This is a genomic window from Roseburia sp. AF15-21 (genome assembly GCF_003479505.1).
Taxonomy (GTDB): domain Bacteria; phylum Bacillota; class Clostridia; order Lachnospirales; family Lachnospiraceae; genus Roseburia_C; species Roseburia_C amylophila.
On the sequence record NZ_QUHG01000015.1, the window covers coordinates 1 to 22,935 of the forward strand.

The 22,935-nt window shown below is 41.3% G+C and carries 20 protein-coding genes and 2 pseudogenes; 9 read left to right on the forward strand and 13 right to left on the reverse strand.

Going from position 1 to position 22,935, the window contains the following annotated elements:
• The 6 genes and pseudogenes from DWW33_RS14795 to DWW33_RS16170 form a co-directional block, all read left to right on the forward strand.
• Positions 1 to 300 (forward strand): annotated as a pseudogene (locus tag DWW33_RS14795) (hypothetical protein); the annotation flags it as partial.
• A 121-nt stretch (positions 301 to 421) separates the two neighbouring features.
• Complete coding sequence (locus DWW33_RS14800; protein WP_118639778.1) at positions 422 to 1,123, forward strand: ABC transporter ATP-binding protein; 702 nt, start codon at positions 422 to 424, stop codon at positions 1,121 to 1,123.
• Positions 1,116 to 1,820, forward strand: a complete 705-nt coding sequence (locus DWW33_RS14805) for a hypothetical protein (RefSeq protein WP_118639779.1) — start codon at positions 1,116 to 1,118, stop codon at positions 1,818 to 1,820. Before DWW33_RS14800 ends, DWW33_RS14805 begins: the two co-directional genes overlap by 8 nt.
• Positions 1,811 to 2,458, forward strand: coding sequence for a hypothetical protein (locus tag DWW33_RS14810; protein WP_021738928.1), 648 nt, complete (start codon positions 1,811 to 1,813; stop codon positions 2,456 to 2,458). The genes DWW33_RS14805 and DWW33_RS14810 overlap by 10 nt, the downstream gene beginning before the upstream one ends.
• 32 nt (positions 2,459 to 2,490) lie before the next feature.
• Positions 2,491 to 3,795 (forward strand): hypothetical protein, encoded by a 1,305-nt coding sequence (locus DWW33_RS14815; RefSeq protein ID WP_118639780.1) that lies wholly within the window; start codon positions 2,491 to 2,493, stop codon positions 3,793 to 3,795.
• Positions 3,776 to 4,375 carry a response regulator transcription factor gene (locus DWW33_RS16170; RefSeq protein WP_009243057.1) on the forward strand — a complete coding sequence of 200 codons (600 nt, stop codon included), beginning with the start codon at positions 3,776 to 3,778 and terminating at the stop codon, positions 4,373 to 4,375. Before DWW33_RS14815 ends, DWW33_RS16170 begins: the two co-directional genes overlap by 20 nt.
• A 240-nt stretch (positions 4,376 to 4,615) precedes the next feature.
• Here DWW33_RS16170 and DWW33_RS14825 read toward each other — a convergent pair.
• The 6 genes and pseudogenes from DWW33_RS14825 to DWW33_RS14850 all read right to left on the reverse strand — a co-directional run.
• Positions 4,616 to 4,738, reverse strand: a pseudogene (locus DWW33_RS14825) (helix-turn-helix domain-containing protein); the annotation flags it as partial.
• A gap of 159 nt (positions 4,739 to 4,897) precedes the next feature.
• Positions 4,898 to 5,890 carry a sensor histidine kinase gene (locus DWW33_RS14830; protein WP_118639781.1) on the reverse strand — a complete coding sequence of 331 codons (993 nt, stop codon included), beginning with the start codon at positions 5,888 to 5,890 and terminating at the stop codon, positions 4,898 to 4,900.
• Positions 5,887 to 6,558, reverse strand: a complete 672-nt coding sequence (locus DWW33_RS14835) for a response regulator transcription factor (RefSeq protein WP_118639782.1) — start codon at positions 6,556 to 6,558, stop codon at positions 5,887 to 5,889. Before DWW33_RS14835 ends, DWW33_RS14830 begins: the two co-directional genes overlap by 4 nt.
• A gap of 58 nt (positions 6,559 to 6,616) precedes the next feature.
• Positions 6,617 to 8,620: an LTA synthase family protein gene (locus tag DWW33_RS14840; RefSeq protein WP_118639783.1), complete on the reverse strand. Its 2,004-nt coding sequence runs from the start codon at positions 8,618 to 8,620 to the stop codon at positions 6,617 to 6,619.
• 106 nt (positions 8,621 to 8,726) lie between these two features.
• Positions 8,727 to 9,491, reverse strand: coding sequence for a TraX family protein (locus DWW33_RS14845; RefSeq protein WP_117947177.1), 765 nt, complete (start codon positions 9,489 to 9,491; stop codon positions 8,727 to 8,729).
• A 20-nt stretch (positions 9,492 to 9,511) separates the two neighbouring features.
• Positions 9,512 to 10,534, reverse strand: coding sequence for a lysylphosphatidylglycerol synthase transmembrane domain-containing protein (locus DWW33_RS14850; RefSeq protein WP_330419836.1), 1,023 nt, complete (start codon positions 10,532 to 10,534; stop codon positions 9,512 to 9,514).
• Between the two features lie 695 nt (positions 10,535 to 11,229).
• Between DWW33_RS14850 and DWW33_RS14855 the strand changes: the two genes are divergently transcribed.
• Entirely contained in the window at positions 11,230 to 12,195 is a 966-nt protein-coding gene (locus DWW33_RS14855; protein ID WP_118639785.1) for a zinc dependent phospholipase C family protein, read from the forward strand.
• Here DWW33_RS14855 and DWW33_RS14860 read toward each other — a convergent pair.
• The 5 genes from DWW33_RS14860 to DWW33_RS14880 all read right to left on the reverse strand — a co-directional run bounded on the left by DWW33_RS14860 (position 12,159) and on the right by DWW33_RS14880 (position 16,423).
• Positions 12,159 to 13,109, reverse strand: coding sequence for a D-2-hydroxyacid dehydrogenase (locus DWW33_RS14860; protein ID WP_118639786.1), 951 nt, complete (start codon positions 13,107 to 13,109; stop codon positions 12,159 to 12,161). The two genes, DWW33_RS14855 and DWW33_RS14860, sit on opposite strands and share 37 nt — an antisense overlap.
• On the reverse strand, positions 13,106 to 14,563 hold the full coding sequence (locus DWW33_RS14865; RefSeq protein WP_117697808.1) for an MFS transporter: 1,458 nt from the start codon (positions 14,561 to 14,563) through the stop codon (positions 13,106 to 13,108). The genes DWW33_RS14860 and DWW33_RS14865 overlap by 4 nt, the downstream gene beginning before the upstream one ends.
• 12 nt (positions 14,564 to 14,575) lie before the next feature.
• Entirely contained in the window at positions 14,576 to 15,427 is an 852-nt protein-coding gene (locus tag DWW33_RS14870; protein WP_118639787.1) for a patatin-like phospholipase family protein, read from the reverse strand.
• A 30-nt stretch (positions 15,428 to 15,457) separates the two neighbouring features.
• Positions 15,458 to 15,883, reverse strand: coding sequence for an NfeD family protein (locus DWW33_RS14875; protein ID WP_118639788.1), 426 nt, complete (start codon positions 15,881 to 15,883; stop codon positions 15,458 to 15,460).
• 99 nt (positions 15,884 to 15,982) lie between these two features.
• A complete protein-coding gene (locus DWW33_RS14880) occupies positions 15,983 to 16,423 on the reverse strand; it encodes a MarR family winged helix-turn-helix transcriptional regulator (RefSeq protein WP_117697810.1) in 441 nt (146 codons plus the stop codon).
• A gap of 128 nt (positions 16,424 to 16,551) precedes the next feature.
• Between DWW33_RS14880 and DWW33_RS14885 the strand changes: the two genes are divergently transcribed.
• A complete protein-coding gene (locus DWW33_RS14885) occupies positions 16,552 to 18,303 on the forward strand; it encodes an ABC transporter ATP-binding protein (RefSeq protein ID WP_117841563.1) in 1,752 nt (583 codons plus the stop codon).
• The gene (locus DWW33_RS14890) at positions 18,303 to 20,177 is read left to right on the forward strand and encodes an ABC transporter ATP-binding protein (RefSeq protein WP_118639789.1); all 1,875 of its coding nucleotides are present in this window, start codon (positions 18,303 to 18,305) and stop codon (positions 20,175 to 20,177) included. Before DWW33_RS14885 ends, DWW33_RS14890 begins: the two co-directional genes overlap by 1 nt.
• Positions 20,178 to 20,314: 137 nt before the next feature.
• Here the strand turns inward: DWW33_RS14890 and DWW33_RS14895 are convergent, their stop codons facing one another.
• Complete coding sequence (locus DWW33_RS14895; protein ID WP_118639790.1) at positions 20,315 to 21,580, reverse strand: amidohydrolase family protein; 1,266 nt, start codon at positions 21,578 to 21,580, stop codon at positions 20,315 to 20,317.
• Positions 21,577 to 22,911, reverse strand: a complete 1,335-nt coding sequence (locus tag DWW33_RS14900; RefSeq protein ID WP_118639791.1) for a uracil-xanthine permease family protein — start codon at positions 22,909 to 22,911, stop codon at positions 21,577 to 21,579. Before DWW33_RS14900 ends, DWW33_RS14895 begins: the two co-directional genes overlap by 4 nt.
• Between the last annotated feature and the right edge of the window lie 24 nt (positions 22,912 to 22,935).

Genomic DNA, 22,935 nt, shown 5'->3' on the forward strand with positions numbered 1-22,935 from the left:
TGCCGAAAAGTACAGGCGCTTCAAAACAAGCGGGAATTTGACGAGAGGGCAAGAGAAAACAACTATGACCTGCTTTATAAAAATGAATGCCAGAACTGGCGCAACAAAATAAACCGAGTAAAGAATACCGCAGGCTTTCCGGCTGACCGTCTGGAAAAAATACAGGTTGCCTTTTCCGACTTTAAGAAAGAAGCCTTGCAGAGAAAAAAGGCTGTAAAAACAGGAACAGCCAGCCCGAAAGAATTTACGGACTGGCTGTATCTGCAAAGTAATGTAATTGTGGAACTGACAGAATACTAAATTTTTTTCTCGTTGTGAGGTTTCTGTGACATTTGCCTGATGGCAGTATCGAAATTGCAGTAATTACTCATGCAAAATGCTTCTTCGTTTTATACACTATACCTATATGGTGGAGCACCAAATGAAAGGAGCAAAAAATATGTCTGAGATTCAAAATGCGATTGAAGTAAAGAACTTAAAAAAAGGTTTTGGTGGCAGAGTTTTGTTTGAAAATTTTAGCCTGAATGTAAAAGCAAATACAATCCATGCGATTATTGGTCCGAACGGTTCTGGAAAGACAACACTGCTACGCTTGATTACAGGGGTATACCAGCCAAATGCAGGGACAATCAACATTGCAGGGAAATATGCAATGGAGCTTGAAGATGACTATCTGTATGAAGAACAGACTGGTCTTGAAAATTTGAGAATTTTTGGGAAATACTTTGGATTTGAAATAAATGATCGTTCAGACAGTTATTGTACGCAATTAGGATTGACCGAGCATTTAGGAAAGCGTGTTAGCACTTATTCTAAAGGAATGAAAAGAAAACTGTCCCTTTTGATTGTGATTATGATGGGACGGGATATTCTGCTCATGGATGAACCAACATCGGGTGTAGACCCCATATCCAGAGTAGAAATCCGTAGTTTGATAGAGGCTCTAAAAGCTGACGGAAAAACGGTTATTATCACTTCACATGACCTTAGCGAGATTGAAAAGTGCGCTGATGATGTATCTATGATTAAAAATGGCAGATTGCTGTTTGATAAGGGTATTCAAGAAATGCAAGGACAATCATTGGAAGAAATCTTTATTAAGGAGGGCAATCGGCATGAGTAACATGGGAAAAGGCGCAGGCTACTATCTTACCAGAAGTAAAAGCCTCCTAATTGATACTGCGATTGTTGCCATTCTGGCGATTTTTATGAGCTTTGCAATGCAGATGGACGCCTTGCAGTCTAAGGGAGAAGATTATTTAGTCCTAATGCTCTATGCGGTTATTTTTGGTCTTACCTCCCTGCAATCCGGTGCTATGATTGTAGATTTGACAGCAAAGGATAAGTTAAGCCGGAGAGTTGAATTTTTTGCAGCTTCTGGAATTGCGGTAAAAGAGATTATAAAACAGTATTCGATACAGATTTTCCGATTTTCTGGTATTATCCCGTTCTTTGTTTTTATGAGTTGCTATTACTTTACCGACTGGACAATGAGCTTTGGGCGGATCGTATGCGTTTATCTTAGTATTCTTGTACTTAGTTTTTGTGAGATTGTCGCTTTGAATATCATTGTACTGGATGTAAAACGAGTAAAACTGTTCAAAAATGTTCTGTTCTTTGGTAATTTTGCACTGGTTTATTTGATTGCGATGTCGGCAGAACAGATTACAGAGTTTGTGAATCAACATCATATAGGAATTGACTATTTGATTATTGTGGTTGATGTTGCACTTTGCATGATGTTTGTACTATTAAGTTTCTTTAAGGCTCGGCACATGAGCAACGAAACAGTTATCAGGAGGGATGGCGAATGGGTTTGATAACCTTAAACCTTAAAAGGGTATTGAACTGGAATTTTATATTTATGAGTGCGGTAGCAGCTATCTTCGGCATGATCTCTCTGATGAACTTTGGGGATATTTCAGAAAACATTGTATTTGGCGTTGATATAAAGTATTTTATGCTTGATGGATACCTGTGCTTATTTATCTTTTTTGCCGGAGAAATAAGCAAGGATATGTTGCAGCAAGAAAAAATCACAAAGAGAATAGAATGGAAACTTGCTAATGGTATTAAAATCTCAAGTATTGTTAAGGAGAATCTGCTATCACTATGGATTGGAACGCTGATCCTTTTGTTTCCTCTACTTTTGATAATTTCCATTCGCCTGCCAAACCTTATCTTGTTATTAGGCACCTATTTTCTGATCCTTAGCATATTGTATTCGGCATTTATAAATGTTTTGATTCTCTGGATTAGAAATATGAACTGGTTTAAGAGTATTCCTATCTTTGCAACACTGCTTCATATTTTGCTGGTTGTCTTAAAATGTGGGATATTTATGAAAACGAATAATGTGTGGGTGTTGCTACTATTTTCTCCAGTGAGTATAATAGTTTTGACTGCGTGTGGTTTATGTCTGATGACTAAAGAACGGATCGTATCATCATATTACTAACATAATGAATTTTAGCTGAAAGGAGGGGGGCTATGCAGGATAAACGCTTCTATCCGTATCTGTTTCTTCATGCGGGTATTGTGACTTTATGGGTTATATTGGATAGAACACATAAAGGAATTGCGAATGACGGAGCCATCAACTTATTGTCGATTGCCGTCTTGCTTTGTTATCTCAATCTGCTCTATCTTCATGTAATGACATCACGGCGAAAGGCAACAATATCTGAATGTGGCTGGAACCTGCTTTCTGTTTCCTTTATTGCGGCGCTGATGTATGATGGATTTTCCACCTTATACATGGGTGCATTTCTGTTTTTTGCATTGATTATCGGAATAATGCTGGTAAGAACTGACGCAAGCCGGGGTAAAATGGTTCGCTTGCTGTTTGGAATTGCAGCTATCATACTGTCGTTTTTTGATTTCCAAATTCTCCCTGTTATAACCATGTTAGTTGGAATGTTCATGGGAATTTTCCTTGATTATAGATATATAAATTTGAAACAGGTTAATATTCTTCCGATTGCCCAGAGGAAAGCAAGATATGTCCTCGCTCTTATGATTCCCTTGTTTACAGTCGTACTTTATTGCTTTGATTTGTCCACCCTACAAGTCAATGTATTTTTTCAGCTTATAATGCTTTTATTTGAGGCTTTTGCTGTCATTCATCTTGGCGACATGGAGGCCCGTTACAAGGAGTTGACAAAGTATTATGAATTAACGAACTATATTGCAAATGAGAGGGAAGATTTCTCAAGACTGCTTCATAACGATGTGCTTCAAGACATTGGAGGTGCCAAAAATCTCCTGTCGCTTCGCTCACCAGATGTTGATGAAACAAAAAGGATATTGTCTGATTTGGAATTGCGGGTAAGAAATATGATGAATTTCTATTCCTCTAATATCTTTTCGGGGTATGCTTCATGGGAACATATCGGATATATGCTTGACGCGATTAAGAAGCTGTACCCAAAGAAGAATATACTTGTAGATTTCACGATTGACAGCGAAGCAAGGATTGCTTTGAAAAAAGATAACAGTTTGGAACAGACTATGCAGATAATCAAAGAACTTGTCAACAATGTTTATAAACACGCTGCCGCTACTTTTATTCATTTGGAAATCGCGCTAAATGAAGAAAGTAGACTCGTAATTACCTGTCAAAATGATGGAGCGAAACCAAATGACATTGAAAATATTCTTTCTTCCAAAGGTGGTATGCTGTTCTTGACGGTGTTGATAAATGGGAATGGTGGTAACATTCAGTATTTAGAGAAAGATGGTATTTTAACTGCAACGGCAGTTTTGGGGAGAAAAAATGAAGATATTACTATTTGATGATCACAGGATATTTGGAGAGAGTTTAAGCAAACTTCTGGAAGATTGGGATGAAATCTCTATCTGTCGCTATGTAAGTAATGAAACAGAGTTTTGGAATATTCTTTCCGTAGACGAATGGGACATTGTATTACTTGATGTCAACCTAAGAGAGCAGTCAAAAAGTTCTGGCATTGATCTGATAGAAACGATATATAGTAAAAAGCCAAAAATAAAGGTGGTTATGCTATCCTCTTATGATATGCCAGTTTATAGACAGGAGGCACTTAAAAAAGGCGCCGTAAGTTATATTGATAAGTCTGCTTCTGCTGACGAGTTGGTAAAAAAACTCACAGCTATTAGTAAAGGTCACAAGTCCACTACGCCCCCTTTATTAGATCCCCTGACAGATCGTGAAGCGGAAATTATTAAGGCGATTGGAACAGGGAAAACAAAGCATGAAATAGCGCAAGAACTGTATATCAGTGAACGGACACTTTACAACCATATCCAAAGCATCTATGATAAGCTGGGGGCTAAAAATGCTATCGAAGCCTATAACAAGGCTATTGCACTTGGATATATCACACCCTTAATATGAGTTTAGGCAATAAGAGGGACAGATATATCAGAACACAAGTGACAAGTATGCACATTATGTAAGCAGATAGCAAAAACAAGTATCATTGAACGACTTCATCAAAACAATAAAGAAAAGCCGGGAGCAAAATTAAGTCTGCTTCCAGCTTTTTTGTATTTGTTATTGTATGTGGTTGACTAAGGAATATTGTTTAAGCGTGAGTTTGTGATATTGGGTGTGGTATCTTTAACTATGGGAAACTCCACATTCCCACTTAGAAATCGTTTTATCACTAATTCCTAATTTCTCAGATAACTGCTTCTGGGTATAACCCTTTCTTTTTCTTTCTTCTGCAATAAATTTTCCAATTATTATCTGATCCATCTGCTTTCCTCCTTTCTGCTTTGATTATCTGGTAATTTCATTTTTAAGTACACCCACGGGACGTAGAAAATGGTGAATTTATGCGGATTCCACGCTCCGTAGATACTGTTTTAAGAAAACTTTAACTTACTTTTGAAAAAAAAATGGAAGCTTCCACTCCTACCGTATTTCAAGATGTACCTTCGTTCCCACTCCAATCTCCGACTCAATCGTGATTTCATGGGACAGCTTACGCATAATTTTCCGGCAGAGATACAGTCCGATGCCGGTAGAACGCTTGTCGGCATGTCCATTGTATCCGGTATAACCCTTTTCAAAGATTCGTGGCAAATCCTCCGGCGCAATTCCAATCCCGGTATCTTCGATGATAAGTTCTTTTACTTCTTTCTTCTCGCCTGTCACAGCTATTTTCTGGTAAATGGAAATCGTTCCACCGGCAGTATATTTGATTGCATTGGATAAAACCTGTTCTATGACAAACTCCAGCCATTTTTCATCAGTAAGCACCTGTGCATCAATCGGACTTAATTCCAATTTAATCTTCTTTCGCACAAATAACCTTGCATACTTATGAATTGCCTCCCGTACTACTTTATCCAGCGCAACTTCCCCGATTACAAAATCTGTGGTTTTCGCTGATATTCTGGTAAACTGCAATGCCATTTCCACATACTGCTCAATGGAGAAAAGCTCTTCCCACATTTCCTGGCTCCGCTCATCCTCTTCCTCTGCCAGCAGCAGGCGCAGTGCCGCAATCGGCGTCTTAATCTGGTGCACCCACATGGTAAAATATTCTGCCTGCTCCACCTGCCCGTTTTCCAGCTCATTAATCTGCTGCTGCAGGGTGATATATAACGAGCGAAGCAATTCCTGATAATCCGTTTCCATCTGTCCCCGTGGCAATGACAGCTTATCCATTGTCACTGCAATTTCAGAAGTCTGCTTTTCCAGTTTCTTATGATGCAGATAACGCCTTGTAAAGTCTATCATTACTACCAGTAAATACAGAAAGAAGCACAAAAATGCTGCATATCCCCATTGTGCCAGCGGCACCTGCTCAAATCCGATTACAAAGCACAGGATTCCAAAGCAGGCAAGCACTAACAACAGCCATTTCAGATTTTCCTTCAGATAATTTTTGATAAATTTCATTTCAGCCGGTACCCGATTCCCTTCTTCGTAAGAATAAAATCCTCCAGACCTGCATCCGCAAGTTTCCTTCTAAGGCGGTTTACATTTACGGAAAGTGTATTCTCATCCACAAAACAGTCGCTCTCCCAGAGCTTTGTCATCAGCGTATCCCTTGAGACTACCTTTTCCTTATTTTCCATCAGTGTCCTTAGAATCCGCAGTTCATTTCTGGTAAGTTCCACTTTCTTATCCTGATAGGTAAGGGCTGCTTCCGCCACCTGAAGCATCACTCCGTGATAGGTCAGCATTTCTCCGGTCTCCGTAAAATCATAGGTGCGTCGCAGCATTGCCTGTACTTTTACCGTAAGAACACTTAGGTCAAAAGGCTTTGCAATAAAATCATCCGCTCCCATATTCACTGCCATGACAATATTCATATTGTCCGCAGCCGATGAGAGAAAAATAATCGGCACCTTGGAAATTTTGCGGATTTCACTGCACCAGTAATAGCCATTGTAGAAAGGCAGACCGATGTCCATCAATACCAGTTGCGGTGCAAACTCCGCAAATTCTTTTGTAACTGCTGAAAAATCTTTTGTGCACTGCACTTCATATTCCCAGTTTTCTAAATGTTTTTTAATACTTCTGGCTATAATTACATCATCTTCCACAAGATAAATCCGGTACATCTTCCCCCTGCCTTTCCGTTTTTCCCATACCCTTCACTTTCTCTATGTTTTTCACTCTTTAATCCGGTGTTTCATAATACGGAAAAAGATTTTTATCCTTGTCTTTTTCTTTTTCAAACATGTTGTTGTATTGCAGGATATTATACTGATTCAGAAGGTCTGCATCTTCCCCCTGTGCCTCAGAATAATGAAAGAATTCACCCTGGCTCTTCGAATAAAATGCTCTGGAATTCATTGCCGGTATCTCTTCCTGTAAGTCTGCTAAGAACTGGTTATATGCCGGCAGTTCAATACCCGCCTGCTGCAGTGTCATTGTAGATAAGTAATTCAGGCTGGTCAGTTCCACATCGTTACTTTCACTGTCATAATTCGTCCATACAAAAAATGGTACTGTAAATAATTCCTGCAGTTCATCCAGGGTAAGACCGGATAATCCTTTGCCATTCATGGACTGATAGAAATTATTATTCAGGCTCGGCTGATGGTCTCCGAAAAATACGATTTCGACCTTGTCATCCACATTTTCAAAATAAGTAATCAGATTTTCCAGTGCCTTATCGCTCTCATGAATCAGGCTTAAATACTGATTTACATCACTATAATAATGATTCTTAAGATTTATCGTATTCTGGAAATTATCATAATAATCGGTATAGCCACCGTGATTCTGCATGGTAACACCTAAGATAAATAATTTTTCATCAGAAGTCTTTGCCTCATACTGGTCAATGATTTTATTGTATAATTCCTGGTCCGTAATATATTCCCGCATGATATTGGTCTGGTCAAAATCATCGATAAAGAGACTATCATCAAAGCCCAACAGCGGATAAACCTTGCTTCTGCTCCAGCCGGACGCATAGTAAGGATGCATGGAAATGCAGGAATATCCCCGCTCCTTTAAGGTACTCACCAGGGAATACGGTTTCTTTGACATATACTGCTGATAAGGCACGGAGCCGCTTGGCAGGAATGCCATGGAATTTCCCGTCAGAAATTCCCACTCGGAATCCGGTGTCTTTGCACCAAAGACAGAAGACAGTGCATATCCCTTAATGACATTGGTGTCCATAGAATCGAAAAATGGTGTTACCTCTTCCGTTGTCTCAAATCCATAATGGGAAATCACACTCAAATCCGCAAAGGACTCATTCATAATAACTATAATGGTCGGGTCATCTTCCGAGCCTTTATTCTCCAGTGCCGGATATTCTTTGGAAATTTCTTCCACCACATCTTTTGAGTATCCATCCGGCTCCGCCACAAAGGAATCCCGGATGCTGAGTACAAAATTTAAGATATAGCCGTTGCGGTAAGTTCCTTTCTGTTCCCAGGATTCCATTACCGTATCTTCTGAGGCAATTCCCACATAAATTCCCATTACCAGTGCTGCCGCAAAGGCACTGATCCGGAGCATCCATTTCTTTTTAAATTCAAAATTCAGCTTTCTTATAAAGGCAACATATATCATGCTAAAAAGTATGACATAGACCGCCCGGTCTTCCAATACAAATTTATAATTTGCCGCTACGGAAAGTCCGGTGGATGCCGCTTTCAAATCTCCGAAAGAAAATTCATTTCCACGGAACTGATAGACAAAGTAATTGATTCCTGCAAGGCTTAAAAGGAAAATATGTCCTATCATGCAGGCAATCTTCGGCTTTGCTGTAATCACTAACAGGGCAAGATAAAAGACCATGCAGCAGAGCACATTCCATCGGGTGTGATTCACACTGATTTTCTCCCGCAGCTCTGCATCCAGCAAAAGATACTGCACCATATGCTCTGTCATGATGGCACTTAAGAAAATTTCAAGTGCAGCCCAGATAGGATTGGCTTTCTCCGGCAATGTAATCCTAAGATTTTTGATGCCAAAATAAATCAGCCCTGCGGCAGCTGCCACCAGAACATTTACCCCACCATAGAGACAAAAGCCCAACATCACTGCAAAAGCAATGAGTCCGGCTCTTATATTTGTTTTCTTATAATCCAGTTCGATAAGTCTAGCTGAATGTTTTTTATTCTGTTCTATTTTATTTCTTTCTGCTTTATTCTCATTCATTTCTTACAATCCTGCCGTCTTCTTCTGTGACAGAACTTCTGTCCACCCGCTACTATAACGCAGGTCTTTTTTGTTTGCAAGCCTCTTCACAAAATCTTAAAGAAATCTATGCGACTGCAATCGGTCCCATTCCCATTGCCCAGCAGATGATATACAAAATCAGAAGGTGCGCCGGATAGAAAATGTAGAAAAAGTATTTCAAAGAAAGTCCACGTTTTCCATTATAAAACGCAATCGGAATGAATGCCAGCGGTGCAGTAAGCTCCCAGGAAAATCCGATACATCCTGCAAGCAGCTGGTAGGATTTTTTCTTACGGAATACATAGAGTAATACGATGCAGGCAACGCCAATTCCGGCATAGTCGGTATTTAAAAATTCTGCCGCAAGGATTCCTGCTGCAAGAATTCCCGCATCAAAAATAACTTTCTTAAACTTCGCAAACCGTTCCTGATTCTCCACTGCCTGAAATCCCCACATAACCATCAGTCCGATAAACAGTGTAAAAAATACATTCTGATAACCGAATTCCAATATTTTTCCATTGAATAATAAGTCAAATGGAATTTCAGATACCAGGCAGAAGGAAAGCAGACGAAGTGCATATTTCTTCACATCATGTGTATGTTCAAAACCTTCGATTAAAAGAAAACAGAAAATCGGAAATGCCAGTCTTCCGACAAAACGCATCATCTGATATGTAATCACCAGGGTACTGTTGGCATCAATCCATGCATTCAGATCTGCCGCCTCATTCATACCACGGACTACCAGCAATCTGCCAAGAACTCCGGCTCCGATATGGTCAATTAACATCGTTATAATCGCAATGATTTTCAGTGTGCTGCCACTGATTCCTTTTCTTTCTTTCATCTTAATTCCTTCTCTTTCCCTTACTGCTGTGCCTTATCTGCCTTGCGTTTTGCAATCCGTCGGTCAATACGCTTATGCAGTAATACCACCACACCACCGATAACAAATGGAAGTACGAATGTTGCAAAACGGTATAACAGTGCCGCAGAACCGGCTTCTCCGGTTCCTACCAATACTGTAAACAATGCGGTAAATACAAACTCTGAGGAACCGATTCCTGCCGGAGACGGAATGACTGCTGCCAGCATAAAAGCAAGGGAAGTAACTGCCCAGGACTGTAACAGTGTCAATCCATATTCCCGATATAAAATCACGAATGGTATGCCATAGCAGAATGCAAATTTCAACAGATTCTTAGCTACAATGGATGCGATTAGTTTTCCCTTGGTCAGAAGCATGCCTGCTGCATCCTCTAAGATGCCACACTGTTCCCGTAACATGGCTGTCTGCGCATCGAATTTTCCTTTGCGGTTCAGCTTGTCCACCAGGAAAAGTAAAATTCCATGGAACTTCTTTGAACAGCAGAATAAAAGTAATGCAGTTGCTATCACTGCCGTCAACACATATCCTGCAATCAGAAGATTAAAATATTCGGAATAATGTTCCTTCATAAATCCGAAATTTAACAGGAAGAAAATAATGGAAAAGATTGCAATCGTTACTTTATGAATCGCATACTCTACCATATACATTCCGGTTCCCTGAAAAACCGGAATTCCTTTTTCATTGAAATAATATACCGCTGCCACACCGGCACCACTGCCTAAGGTTGCCACACGGTAAAATGAGCAATAAAAGGCGCTCTCTACACCCATCCGGTATGTAAACTGTGGATTATACTGCTTTGCGAAGGAATAATTAATCCATCCTTCTACCACATTATACATAACACCGGCACCGCAGATGGTAATGACCACCCAAGGTGCAGTTGTAGAAAGCTCCTTTAAAATTGGTCCGGCTGAATCCCGGAACGTATAAATGATAATTGCTACGATGGCAATTACAAAAACCAGTTTCAGTATTTGCTTTGTCCGCTTATTAATAAAACCTCACTCCCAGTTCTCTTTTTCCTCTGCTGCCTGTCTATTTTACCACGTATCTCCATGGATTATTCGTCACACACAGGATTATATCAAATATCCATTTTTTGTCAAACTTCTGTATTATATTTCCTGGCAAAAAGTGCTATACTTTAATTATCTATATATAAGCGATTGCAACGAAAGAAATTCTAAATGGTGAGTTTTTGATATTCAAAAGATATCTTTTTCTTTGATATGAAATGCCTGCAGTTCTTAGTGCATGTTTTTCTTGATTGTAAACTGTCTTTCCGCCTGCTTTGACGGAAGTACCGCACGGTCCGCCGGATGCGGATGCGACATAAAGCCTGCAAGGGGCACTGGGAATTTCGATTTACATTTCATTCGTTCTGGCAACCGGCGCAAATTCACATCCATGTTCAGATGCGCCTCGCTGGCACGTCCTGTGCCAGCGTTGCCGGATGCCAGACGAAATTCCGGGTGCCCCTAACAGCCCTTATCATGCATCCGCATTTCGGCGAACCGTGCAGTACTTTTGTCAAACATTGGAAAGACGGTTTTTATCACAGGAAGAAAAACATGCACTTTAGAACTGCGGTATTTTATAGCCGAAAAAGATACTTTTAAATAGCAAAAAACTCACCCTTTAAAATTTGCTGCAATCACTTAAAATATAATTAGTTGAAAGGATTGTTGTTATGCCAGGATTTACCACCCACTATTTATTTGGACTGAATTCTTTTCGTGAATTAGAGGAACCGGATCTTGTTTCCTGCATCCGTAAATTTCCGCATGCATTCTGTATGGGCTTACAGGGACCGGATATTTTCTTTTATTACCTGCCGTCCTACCTCCGCTCTTCCGGAAATATCGGGCAGTTGGCACACCACAAAAATACCGGTGTTTTTCTTACCCAGCTTTTAAAAAGTAAGGACATGTTCTTGGAAGAGACGGAGCAGCAGATTGCCATTTCCTATATCTGCGGCTTTCTTGGACATTATGTCTTAGATACTACCTGTCATCCATATATCTTTGCCAAGTCACACTATGGCACTTATGATAAGGGTTATTTTGGTCATCATGTATATCTGGAAACAGATATTGATGCAGAGCTTCTTACTTATTATAAAAACTGTGCGCCATCTGAATTCAACCAGAGTGCCACCCTGCACATCAGCCGGAAGGAACGGCACATTATTGCTTCTTTATTATTAAAGGCTTACAGCTCCACATATAAAGAGTACCGCTTTACTTACCGCTCCATGCAGGCTGCCTTAGAAGCTGTGCAACTTAATACCGCATGGATTCGTGACCCGCAGGGCAAGAAAAAAGTCCTTGCCCGTAAAATCGAGGCAAAGACTTTAGGTTATGCATGTATTTCTCCGTTGATTCCAAGTGACTACTTTACTTTTACGGTAGACCCGCTGAATCTTCGTCATTTCCGTTGGCGGAATCCATGGAACAAAGAAGATGTCTCCCATGAGTCCTTCTTTGACCTTCTGGATACTGCGGGAACCCGGTATCAGTCCATCTTAAATAAAACTGCAAGACTGTTTACGCTTCCAATTGGAACGCCGGTTTACCGGGAACAGTTAGATGCACTTTCCTTAGAGCTAGGAAACAACTCTTATGATTCCGGACTTCCATTAGAGAAAAATTCCTGAATCTGACCACAGATAATCTCCATGAGGCGGGTGCGGGCTTCCACACTCGCCCATGCAATATGCGGCGTAATCAGTAATTTCTCACTGTCTTTGATTCTGCGCAGCGGATTTTCCGGACTCATCGGTTCTACCCGGAGGACATCCAGTCCTGCTGCCGCAATCTCACCCTGTTCCAAGGCTTCTGCCAAATCCTCTTCTACCACAATCGGTCCTCTTCCAAGGTTTAAGAAAATAGCCGTTTTCTTCATCTGATGAAAAGCTTCTTTATTCATCAAATCCAACGTGTTTTCATCCAACGGTGCATGAACGGATACAATATCCGATTCCTTTAACAGTTCTTCGAAGCTGACACGCTCATAGCCCGGCTGGCTGTTCCGTCCGGAAGTGGAATAGTAAATGACACGACAGCCAAAGGCTTTTGCAATATCTGCAACTCTTCTTCCGATATTTCCAAGTCCGATAATGCCCCAGGTCATTTTTGCCAGCTCTCCGAAATGTTTATCAAAGTGGGTAAACATTTTATCTCCGATATATTTTTCATCTTTTACATAACGGTCATAATAAGGCAGTTTTTCCAGTAAATAAAACAGCATGGCAAAGGTATGCTGTGCCACCGATTCCGTGGAATATCCCGCTACGTTGTGCCATGTAATACCACGTTTTTCAAGGTATGCCTTATCGAGATTATTCGTTCCGGTTGCCGTCACACACACAAGCTTTAAGTGGCTTGCATTTCCAATGGTCTTTTCGTTAACTTCTACTTTATTTAGTACCAGCACATCTGCATCCACGCTTCGTACTGCCGCTTCCTCTGCTGTCGAGAAATCATATTTTATAACTTCTCCCAATGCATCATATGTGGATAAATCAATATCCTCTCCAATTGATTTTGCATCTAAAAAAACGATTTTCATTCTATCTCTTCCTCCTGCAATGCTGCCGCAATTTCATTCATTTTCTTCTTGTCCAGCCGGTAAAATTTCAACGCAATCAAAGAACTTACCCAGCCGATAATCGGTGTTCCGCAAAATAGGAATATGGTTGTATAACGCAATACCGGTGTCAAGGCATCACCAATCTGTGGAAATGTTTTATTATATCCAATCAGTAACATTACCAGTCCTACAAATGCCGTTCCCAGTGCCGCAAAAATTTTATCTACAAAGGAAAACAGTGCTCCCATCAGTCCCGGTACAAATTTACCGCTGCGGTACTGCTCATAATCGGAGCAGTCTGCAATCATCGGCACCACCATATTATTTGTAATGGACTTACAGCCATTTAACAATACAAAGAATAACATAAACCAGAAGGAAATGGCATTAAAATGTTTGAGATTAAAAGTAACCGTATTGATATTGTCCTGCATCAATACCACAATCAATAGTAACTGGAAGAAAATGCCAAGTCCCGTAAATAATACCAGCGCCTTCTTCTGTCCCATCCGCTGTGCTGCCCGGATGCCAACGGTCACTACCAAAAGCGTTGGCAATGCTGCCACCACACCAATCCATCCGGCAATTCCATAATTTTCCATCATGATGCCATAAAGCATAACGCCTACTGTTGTATGGCTGTATACCGTTGCCGCAAACCGGTTGGTGCAGGCTGCCATAATCAGCATACGGATTGGCTTGTTCTGTTTTAAAATCAAGAAAAAATCCCACACCTTAATCTTCTGTGTCTGCTGATGTTCATAGCGTCCCGGCTGGTCTTTCTTCCAGATTCCGATTACCGCCAAAAGTGTTGCCAGTGCCGACAATACCACAACCCAGAATACATACTCCACATACAGCTCTTCGTTGGTAAATCCACCGTATTTCGGCACCAGATAATTGGCTACAAACAAGGCACTGCCGCCGTATGCCGCCATGATGAAAATGGAATCGAAATAAGTGGACAGTGGGCGTTTCTTCGGATTATTGGTAATAATCGTCTGCCCCGATTTGGCAACCACAGTCTGAAAGGTATATCCGATAATAAAAATTGCATAGATAATAATAAAATACGGAATCCGTACCCACTTTGAAATCAGATGTGTTGTCGCAAACAGGAGAACAGCACTGACTGCCATCAGTATATTTCCAGCCACCATAAAAGGACGGAATTTTCCAAACCGTCCTTTACTCTTATCCAACAGAAAACCAACCACAGGGTCAGTTACACCATCAAAAATATTCATTGCTGTTACCAGTGAAGAAATCAACACAACAGAAAAGCCAGCCATGGAATTGGCATAGTATGAGATATAGCCCATCAAAGCCAGATACAGATTTGCTGCTGTATTATTCATGGAAAAAAATGCAATCTGCCAGATTTTTGCATCATTATAATGAATTGTCTTTTCCTGCTCTATCTGTTCACTCATCATTCCTGCTTCTTACTTCTTTAAATAATTCTTTAATGCTACCATCTGTTCTTTGCCCTCAAGATAACCCTCTTCGTATAATTCTTCTAACCGCTTCGGGTCACTTTCGGTTCTGCCTACCCCATGGGTCGTATCCGGTGCAATTACAAAAACGCGTCCTTCTTTTTCCAACCGGAATAATTTTTGCATGGACTCATTATATTTTGCCGGACGCTCCTTCAAATCCTTTACGATATTCGGATAACGCCGATATAATGCAGAAGAAATCTTCGTTCCTCCATCCGTATGCTTCTCATAGCCACGCTCTCTTGTCAGTACGACAATTACTTTATCGCAGCCCTGCTCTAATGCCCTCTCAAACGGAACGGAGTCTGCCACGCCGCCATCCAGATAATAGCGTCTGCCTACCTGCACCGGCTTAAAAAATACCGGAAGTGCACAGCTTGCTTCGATAACTGCCATACTGGAGCTGTCCCTTGGCACCTCAAGATACTCCGCCTTACCGGAATGAATGTTCGTCACTGCTGCTTCCACCTGCCCCGGAAACGCAGCAAATGCATCATAATCAAAAGGCAGTAATTTATTTGGCACTTCATCAAAGACGTAATCCAGATTATAAAAGGTCTTGCGGTTCTTATCAAATAAGAACTTAAATCCCTGATAATTACCATCTGACATATATTTTCTTGCAAGCTCTAAGTTTCTGCCGTGCTGCTTTGACAAATAGGATAAGCCAAAGGCTATTCCTGCCGATACGCCGATAAAATAATCAGGCATTATATTTTCTTCAAGAAATGCGTCTGCCACTCCACAGGAAAAAATTGTCCTGCTGGCTCCGCCTTCAAATACCATTCCAAGTTTCATGTGCAACCGCCTGCCTTATCTTTTCTTACTCTACTGTGGTTTTACAATCAGTTTGACACCACTTACTGCCACAACTTCTGCAGTAGTATCTGCTTCTATGGTAACTGCATCGTCATTGCTTCTTGCCGTCCATTCCTGTCCGTTTAATACAGCTGTTCCTGTCTCTTCGATATTGTCAATCTTCATTGTTACACGTACGGTCTTTCCGATGGCATCCTCGTAATTCGTCCGGGTCTTATGCGGGTTTAAATATTTTACTGCCCATGGTCTTGTAAAGAATAACAATACAAAAGATACCACAAGGAATAAAATTACCTGCAGCCAGACTGGACCTCCTACTGCTGCCACAATCAGGGCTACCATGCTTCCGCCTGCAAACCAGATGGTTGTCAGTCCTACCGTAATAATCTCTATAATCAGTAATATTACAAAAAGTGCTAACCAGAAAATAATCATCTCCTGCTCCTCCCTTTTCTTCGTTTGCATCTATTATAGCAAAAAGTCATATATATAGGAAGTAGAACCTTCTCTTTTCCTTATGTCTTTTCCTAAGCTTTACAGATTCTTCTCAAGATTATAGCGTACACGTTTCAAAAGAGAATATAGTTCATCTGCTTCTTCTTTTGTCATTCCATCCACCAGGAGCTTCTCCATTTCAGAAAAGAAGTTCATCATTTTCAAATGCTGCTGTTCCCCCTTTTTCGTCAGAAGAATCTGCTTTAATCGTGCATCTTCTTTTAGTTCTTTTCTGGTAATCAGTTCCTTTTTCTCCATGGACTGCAGCATTTTGCTTGCCGTTGCCCTGGAAATTAAGAATTCCTGCTCAATGTCCTTCTGGCAGATGACCTTATCTTTATTACAATATAAAAAGCCCAGTGTCCGCCCCTGCATCGGTGCCACACCATCTCTCTGATCCGCACCATACCGGTCACAGTATGCTCCTATCATATTGTGTATGACCCGGATGTCATTTCCAAGTTTTCTCTCTTCGCACATTTCATAATCCTTCTTTTCTTTCCCAAAAAATTCATTGACATATAAAAAATATTGTTATATAACAATATCTGTTAGTATGCTAACATTTATGTTATAGCATACAATTTAGAAAAAAGGAAGTGAAATTTATGTTAAAGACTTTAGCTGCCCAGATTAAAGAATTTAAACGTGATTCCATCTTAACTCCTATCTTTATGATTCTTGAGGTTCTGATGGAAACTTTAATTCCTTTTCTGATGGCTTCCATCATTGATAATGGTGTCAACAAGGGTGACATCCATCACATCTATGTAGTCGGTGCCTGGATGGTCGTTGCTGCATGCTTCTCCCTGTTTGCCGGAATTATGGGTGGAAAATATGGTGCCCGGGCATCCACCGGATTTGCCCGTAACTTAAGGAAATCCATGTTTGAAAATATTCAGACCTTTTCCTTTGCTAACATTGATAAATACAGCACTGCAGGTCTTGTTACCCGTATGACTACTGACGTCACCAACCTGCAGAATGCTTACCAGATGATCCTCCGCATGTGTACGAGAGCACCGGCCAGTCTGATTTGTGCCATGGCAATGTCCTTCTTTATCAGTCCGAAGCTTGCCAGCGTTTATCTGATTGCCGTTATCCTCTTAGGTGGTGTGCTTGCTATCATCATCCGGTTTGCTACCAGATATTTTAATGAAGCTTTTCCAAAATATGATGACTTAAACGCAAGAGTCCAGGAAAATGTTTCCGCTATCCGTGTCGTAAAAGCTTATGTCCGTGAAGACCATGAAGCTTCTACTTTTAAGAAAGCCAGCGGAAATATTTACAAGCTCCTGGTAAAGGCTGAAAATGTTGTTGTTTTCAACGCTCCTGCCATGCAGTTTACGGTATATACCTGTATCCTTTTAATCAGCTGGCTTGGTGCAAAGATGATTGTAAACAGCAGCCTCACTACCGGTGAGCTGATGAGTCTCTTAACCTACTGTATGAATATTCTGATGAGCCTGATGATGCTCTCCATGGTATTTGTCATGATTACCATGAGTGTTGCCAGCGCCCGTCGTGTTTCTGAAGTATTAAACGAAAAGAGTAACTTAAATAACCCAAAGCATCCGGTTATGGAAGTAAAAGACGGAAGCATTACCTTCGACCATGTTACCTTCAGCTACAAAGAAGATGCGGCTGAGCCGGTTCTTTCCGATATCAATCTGTCTATTCATTCCGGTGAAACCATCGGTATCTTAGGCGGAACCGGAAGTTCCAAGTCCAGTCTGGTGAACTTAATCAGTCGTCTGTATGATGTAAATGAAGGCTCTGTCTCCGTTGGCGGCATTGATGTAAGAAAGTATGACCTTGATACCCTGCGTAACCAGGTTGCCGTTGTACTGCAGAAAAACGTGCTTTTCTCCGGTACAATTCTTGATAACCTGCGCTGGGGCGATAAAAATGCTACGGAAGAAGAATGTATCCGTGCCTGCAAATTAGCATGTGCCGATGATTTTATCAACACTTTTCCGGATAAATACAATACATACATCGAACAGGGGGGAACCAACGTATCCGGTGGTCAGAAGCAGCGTCTTTGTATTGCCCGTGCCCTCTTAAAGAAACCGAAGATTCTGATTCTGGATGACAGCACCAGTGCCGTAGATACCGCAACTGATGCCAAAATCCGCAAAGCCTTTGCCGAAGAGATTCCGGGTACAACCAAGCTGATTATTGCCCAGCGAATCTCCAGTGTCCAGAGTGCTGACCGCATTATTGTCTTAGATGAAGGTAAGATTAACGGCTTTGGAACCCATGAAGAATTATTAGCAAATAATGCCATCTACCGTGATGTCTATGAATCCCAGACCGGCGGCGGTGGTGACTTTGATGAGAATGGAGGTGCTCAGTAATGGCTGAAAAAAGGAAAGTAAAGAATCCGGGCAAATTATTCTGCCGTCTGATGGCTTACATTTTCCGGAAATACGGAATTGCCTGCTTCCTGGTACTTGTCTTTATTGTATTAAGTGTTCTTGCCAACACCCAGGGAACCATGTTTATGAAAACCCTGATTGACAGCTATATTATCCCGATTCTGAATTCACCGGATAAGGACTTTGCACCGCTGGCTGCTGCCATCCTTCGTGTTGCATGCTTTTACGGTGTGGGAGTTTTAAGTACCTTTGCTTATTCTAAGATTATGATTTATGTTACGCAGGGTACTTTAAATGATTTGCGAATCGATTTGTTTACCCATATGGAAACACTGCCAATTAAATACTTTGACACGCATGCCCACGGCGATATCATGTCTGTATACACCAATGACATTGATACCCTTCGTCAGATGATCAGCCAGAGTATTCCGCAGTTAATCAACAGTGTCATTACCATTGTCAGTGTACTGATTTACATGATTATCCTGAATATCCCACTGACTGTTCTTACTCTTGTAATGGTTGGTGTCATGCTCCTTGTCACGAAAAATCTAGCCGGGAAAAGTGGTAAATACTTTATCGCTCAGCAGCGTGACCTTGGTGCAACCAATGGTTTTATCGAAGAAATGATGGATGGTCAGAAGGTAATTAAAGTCTTCTGCCACGAAGAAGAAAGTATCGAAGCTTTTAACAAATTAAATGACCAGCTTTTCCGCAGTGCTGACAATGCCAACAAATTTGCCAATATCTTAATGCCGGCAAATGCCCAGATTGGTAACATCAGTTATGTACTCTGTGCCATGGTTGGTGGTGTCCTCGCCTTAAATGGCATCGGTGGATTTACACTGGGCGGACTGGCAAGTTTCTTAACCTTTAACAAAAGCTTTAATATGCCAATCAACCAGGTCAGCCAGCAGTTAAACAGTATTGTTATGGCTATGGCAGGTTCCAAGCGAATCTTCACCCTTTTGGATGAAACACCTGAAACAGATGAAGGTTATGTTACTCTTGTCAATGTAGAAAAAGACGGAGAAAAGCTTGTAGAGACCTCCAATACCCGAAGCGGACGCTGGGCCTGGAAACACCAGCATCAGGCAGACGGCTCCATTGACTATGTTGAGTTAAAGGGTGATGTGGTCTTTGATGATGTAGACTTTGGATATAATGATGATAAGATTGTCTTACACAATGTAAAATTATTTGCTACTCCCGGTCAGAAAATTGCTTTTGTCGGCTCTACCGGTGCCGGTAAGACTACCATTACGAACCTGATTAACCGTTTCTATGATATTCAGGATGGTAAAATCCGTTACGACGGTATCAATGTCAACAAGATTAAGAAAGCTGACTTAAGACATTCCCTTGGTATCGTATTGCAGGATACCCACCTCTTTACCGCCAGCGTAATGGAAAATATCCGCTACGGTAAACTGGATGCTACCGATGAAGAAGTTATCGCTGCTGCAAAGCTTGCCAATGCAGATTCCTTTATCCGTCATCTTCCGGATGGTTACAATACCATGCTGACCGGTGATGGTGCCAACTTAAGCCAGGGACAGCGGCAGTTACTTGCCATCGCCCGTGCAGCTGTTGCCAATCCTCCGGTACTGATTCTTGACGAAGCAACCAGCTCCATCGATACCAGAACCGAGCGTATCGTTCAGGATGGTATGGATAAACTGATGGCAGGCAGAACAACCTTTGTCATTGCCCACCGTCTCTCCACTGTTAAGAACAGTGACTGTATCATGGTATTAGAGCAGGGCCGCATTATTGAACGGGGCAGCCACGACGAACTAATTGCCCAGAAGGGTAAATATTATCAGTTGTATACCGGACTGCACGGATAAACTTTCTACATGCAGGTTCTGTCATAGACCGTGCTTTATAGCTTCTTAGTAACGTAAAAGACACGAAGTATGTTTCAACCAACCATTGTTTGTCTGAACATACCTCGTGTCTTCTTTCGTATTCTATGCAATGTCTGCTATGCAAATGGTTTTGCCACAAATTTTCCTTTACAATACCTGGCAAGAATATTCCGGTCATTGCCATCATAGATATACTGCTCTAATTTTTCAAATGGCGTACGTGGCAGCAGACCATCCATTTCATCGGTTTCAATGACCAGTGCATCAAAATCATAGCCTTCTTCAAAGCTTCCGACTTTACCGAAAAAGCTTCCGCTCTGCTTGGTTGCAAGATACAGTGCTTCCGGAAGCTGCAGTGCTTTCTCCTCCGGATGGGAAAGCCAGTTCACTTTCGAAAGCTCTATGGAAGCTGCTACGTGGCGGTTCATATCAGGTGTGTGGCTTCCTGCAATATCACTGGCAATACAGCATCTAAGTCCTCTTTCCAAATTCTTCCGTAACGGCATCACGCCGCTGGACAGGTCTGCGTTGGACTGGGCACAATGGGCAAGCATCACGCCTTTTTCCTTTAAAAAATCTTTTTCTTTATCGGAAAGCCAGATAGCATGTGCCATAATCGTGCGGTTACTCCGCATCAGTCCGTAAGCTTCATATACTCTGGTATAATCTTCTATGGAAGGATGCAGTTCCTTTACCCAGGCAATTTCACTCCGGTTTTCAGATAAATGGGACTGCACCGGAAGATTATATTTCTCACCTAAATCTCCCAAGCCCTGCATTAGTTTTTCTGTTGTGGCAGGAACAAAACGCGGTGTTAATATATAACTGAATTCTTTTAATTCCTCTCTGCTTCGGATAATCAACTCTTCCGTATCTGCTAAGGACTGCTCTGTATCCTCGATTAAAATGTCCGGCAAGTTGCGGTCCATATTTACTTTTCCGATATAACCGGATAAACCGGACTGTTCTGCCAGCTCCATGAATCTCCAGGTTGCATCCTTATGTAAGGTTGCAAATGCGGAAAAACGCATGGTTCCCACTGCCCACAGGCGGTTCAAAAAGAGCTTATATGCCTTTTCTGCAAATGCCACATCCTTATATTTTGCTTCTACCGGAAATGTATAAGTTTCCAGCCACGGAAGCAGTTCTTTATCAAATCCCACGCCCCGGTTGATTAGCTGTGGGGCATGGATATGTACATCATTAAATGCCGGAATGATAATGGCTTCTCCATAATCAATTACTTTTTCCTGACGGTATTCTTCCGGCAGCGTATCATAAAAGGCTTTTACTTTGCCATTTTCAATAAGAAGATACGCCTGCTCTTTTACCACCATTTCATCGATGGATGGTGTATACAAAAAGTTCCCCTTGATTATCATTGTGCAACAACTCCTTCACTCTTCTTTACCTTCTCAGCACTCTCTTCCGGCAGAACCAGATTCAAAATGACTGCGGTAATACCACCAACTGCTGTACCACTGCTTAAGAAGTACTGGACGGTAGATGGGAACATTGCCATTACATCAGAAGAAATAACCATGCTGGAAACGGTAAATACAACGGATAATCCAATGACGAGGATTTTTTTCTGTGTCATCTTTTCACGGCTGACAATTTTTAAACCATTTGCAATCAGAATCTGACAGATAACAATAAAGATACCACTGATAACGCAACCCGGTACGGATGCAATGATTGCCATTAACTTCGGGCAAAAGCCCATAATTGCAAGAATCACACCTGCTGTCATTACTACGACACGGCTGCCGATTTTTGTAATTGAAATAACACCTGCATTAGATGAATATCCGGTTAATGGAGTTCCTCCGAAAACGGAACCAACGAGGCATCCTAAACCTTCGCCGATAACTGCACGATTCAGTCGTTCATCGGTTAATGGTTCTCCGGTTACATCACTGACGGTAATCCATACGCCTGTTGTTTCTATTAATACGATAAAGTAAATGAATGTCATTAAAATACATGGAGATAATTCAAATTTCGGTAATCCAAAATGGAATATGTTTGGTACCTGGAACCATGCTGCTTCTTTTACTGCGGAGAAATCCAATGTTCCCATAAATCCAGCTACGATACAGCCTACAATCAACGCACCTATTACAGAAAAGAGACTTAAAAATTTATGTCTGTAATTTGTTTTGTAAGAGATTACATTTACAATAATTAATGTAAGCATTGCTGCAAGACCCGGAACCATATTGTTCATCAGTCCGCCATCGCTGCTGATTACACCGCTGGCTGCGGTAGAGGTTAAAGAAATACCTACTATCATAATAACCAGTCCACCGATATAAGCCGGCACACATTTATTTACGATTTTGGAAAATATCTTTGTTACACCTAGGAGACAGAGAATGATCGCTCCCGGAATCAGGCTTCCGATTAAGGTCGGCATTCCGTTGGTGGAACCGATTGCTGCAAGTGCGCTTAAGGCAACAAAGCTTGCGCCCTGTACCACCGGAAGTTTTATTCCGATTCCTGTCTGGATAATGGTTGCAATACCACAGGTAAAGAAACACATCTGAATCAGGTAACTGGTGTCTGCTCCAGATAACCCAAGCATGGCTGCAAGAAGGATTGGAAATACATACAAATCCATGGATAAAATATGCTGGAATGCAAGCAGAATTGCTTTTCCCGGCTTTACTTTTTCATTTACTCCCACAATTAAATTTGAGTTCTGGCTCATAACAATTCCTCCTGTCTTTGGCTA

Bases quoted from the DNA above. Each gene is read 5' to 3' on its own strand.
- DWW33_RS14900 (WP_118639791.1), bottom strand. From the start codon at position 22,911: ATGAGCCAGAACTCAAATTTAATTGTGGGAGTAAATGAAAAAGTAAAG.
- DWW33_RS16170 (WP_009243057.1), top strand. From the start codon at position 3,776: ATGAAGATATTACTATTTGATGATCACAGGATATTTGGAGAGAGTTTA.
- DWW33_RS14835 (WP_118639782.1), bottom strand. From the start codon at position 6,558: ATGTACCGGATTTATCTTGTGGAAGATGATGTAATTATAGCCAGAAGT.
- DWW33_RS14890 (WP_118639789.1), top strand. From the start codon at position 18,303: ATGGCTGAAAAAAGGAAAGTAAAGAATCCGGGCAAATTATTCTGCCGT.
- DWW33_RS14870 (WP_118639787.1), bottom strand. From the start codon at position 15,427: ATGAAACTTGGAATGGTATTTGAAGGCGGAGCCAGCAGGACAATTTTT.
- DWW33_RS14895 (WP_118639790.1), bottom strand. From the start codon at position 21,580: ATGATAATCAAGGGGAACTTTTTGTATACACCATCCATCGATGAAATG.
- DWW33_RS14805 (WP_118639779.1), top strand. From the start codon at position 1,116: ATGAGTAACATGGGAAAAGGCGCAGGCTACTATCTTACCAGAAGTAAA.
- DWW33_RS14860 (WP_118639786.1), bottom strand. From the start codon at position 13,109: ATGAAAATCGTTTTTTTAGATGCAAAATCAATTGGAGAGGATATTGAT.
- DWW33_RS14830 (WP_118639781.1), bottom strand. From the start codon at position 5,890: ATGAAATTTATCAAAAATTATCTGAAGGAAAATCTGAAATGGCTGTTG.
- DWW33_RS14855 (WP_118639785.1), top strand. From the start codon at position 11,230: ATGCCAGGATTTACCACCCACTATTTATTTGGACTGAATTCTTTTCGT.
- DWW33_RS14815 (WP_118639780.1), top strand. From the start codon at position 2,491: ATGCAGGATAAACGCTTCTATCCGTATCTGTTTCTTCATGCGGGTATT.
- DWW33_RS14875 (WP_118639788.1), bottom strand. From the start codon at position 15,883: ATGATTATTTTCTGGTTAGCACTTTTTGTAATATTACTGATTATAGAG.
- DWW33_RS14800 (WP_118639778.1), top strand. From the start codon at position 422: ATGAAAGGAGCAAAAAATATGTCTGAGATTCAAAATGCGATTGAAGTA.
- DWW33_RS14840 (WP_118639783.1), bottom strand. From the start codon at position 8,620: ATGAATGAGAATAAAGCAGAAAGAAATAAAATAGAACAGAATAAAAAA.
- DWW33_RS14845 (WP_117947177.1), bottom strand. From the start codon at position 9,491: ATGAAAGAAAGAAAAGGAATCAGTGGCAGCACACTGAAAATCATTGCG.
- DWW33_RS14880 (WP_117697810.1), bottom strand. From the start codon at position 16,423: ATGTGCGAAGAGAGAAAACTTGGAAATGACATCCGGGTCATACACAAT.
- DWW33_RS14865 (WP_117697808.1), bottom strand. From the start codon at position 14,563: ATGAGTGAACAGATAGAGCAGGAAAAGACAATTCATTATAATGATGCA.
- DWW33_RS14885 (WP_117841563.1), top strand. From the start codon at position 16,552: ATGTTAAAGACTTTAGCTGCCCAGATTAAAGAATTTAAACGTGATTCC.
- DWW33_RS14810 (WP_021738928.1), top strand. From the start codon at position 1,811: ATGGGTTTGATAACCTTAAACCTTAAAAGGGTATTGAACTGGAATTTT.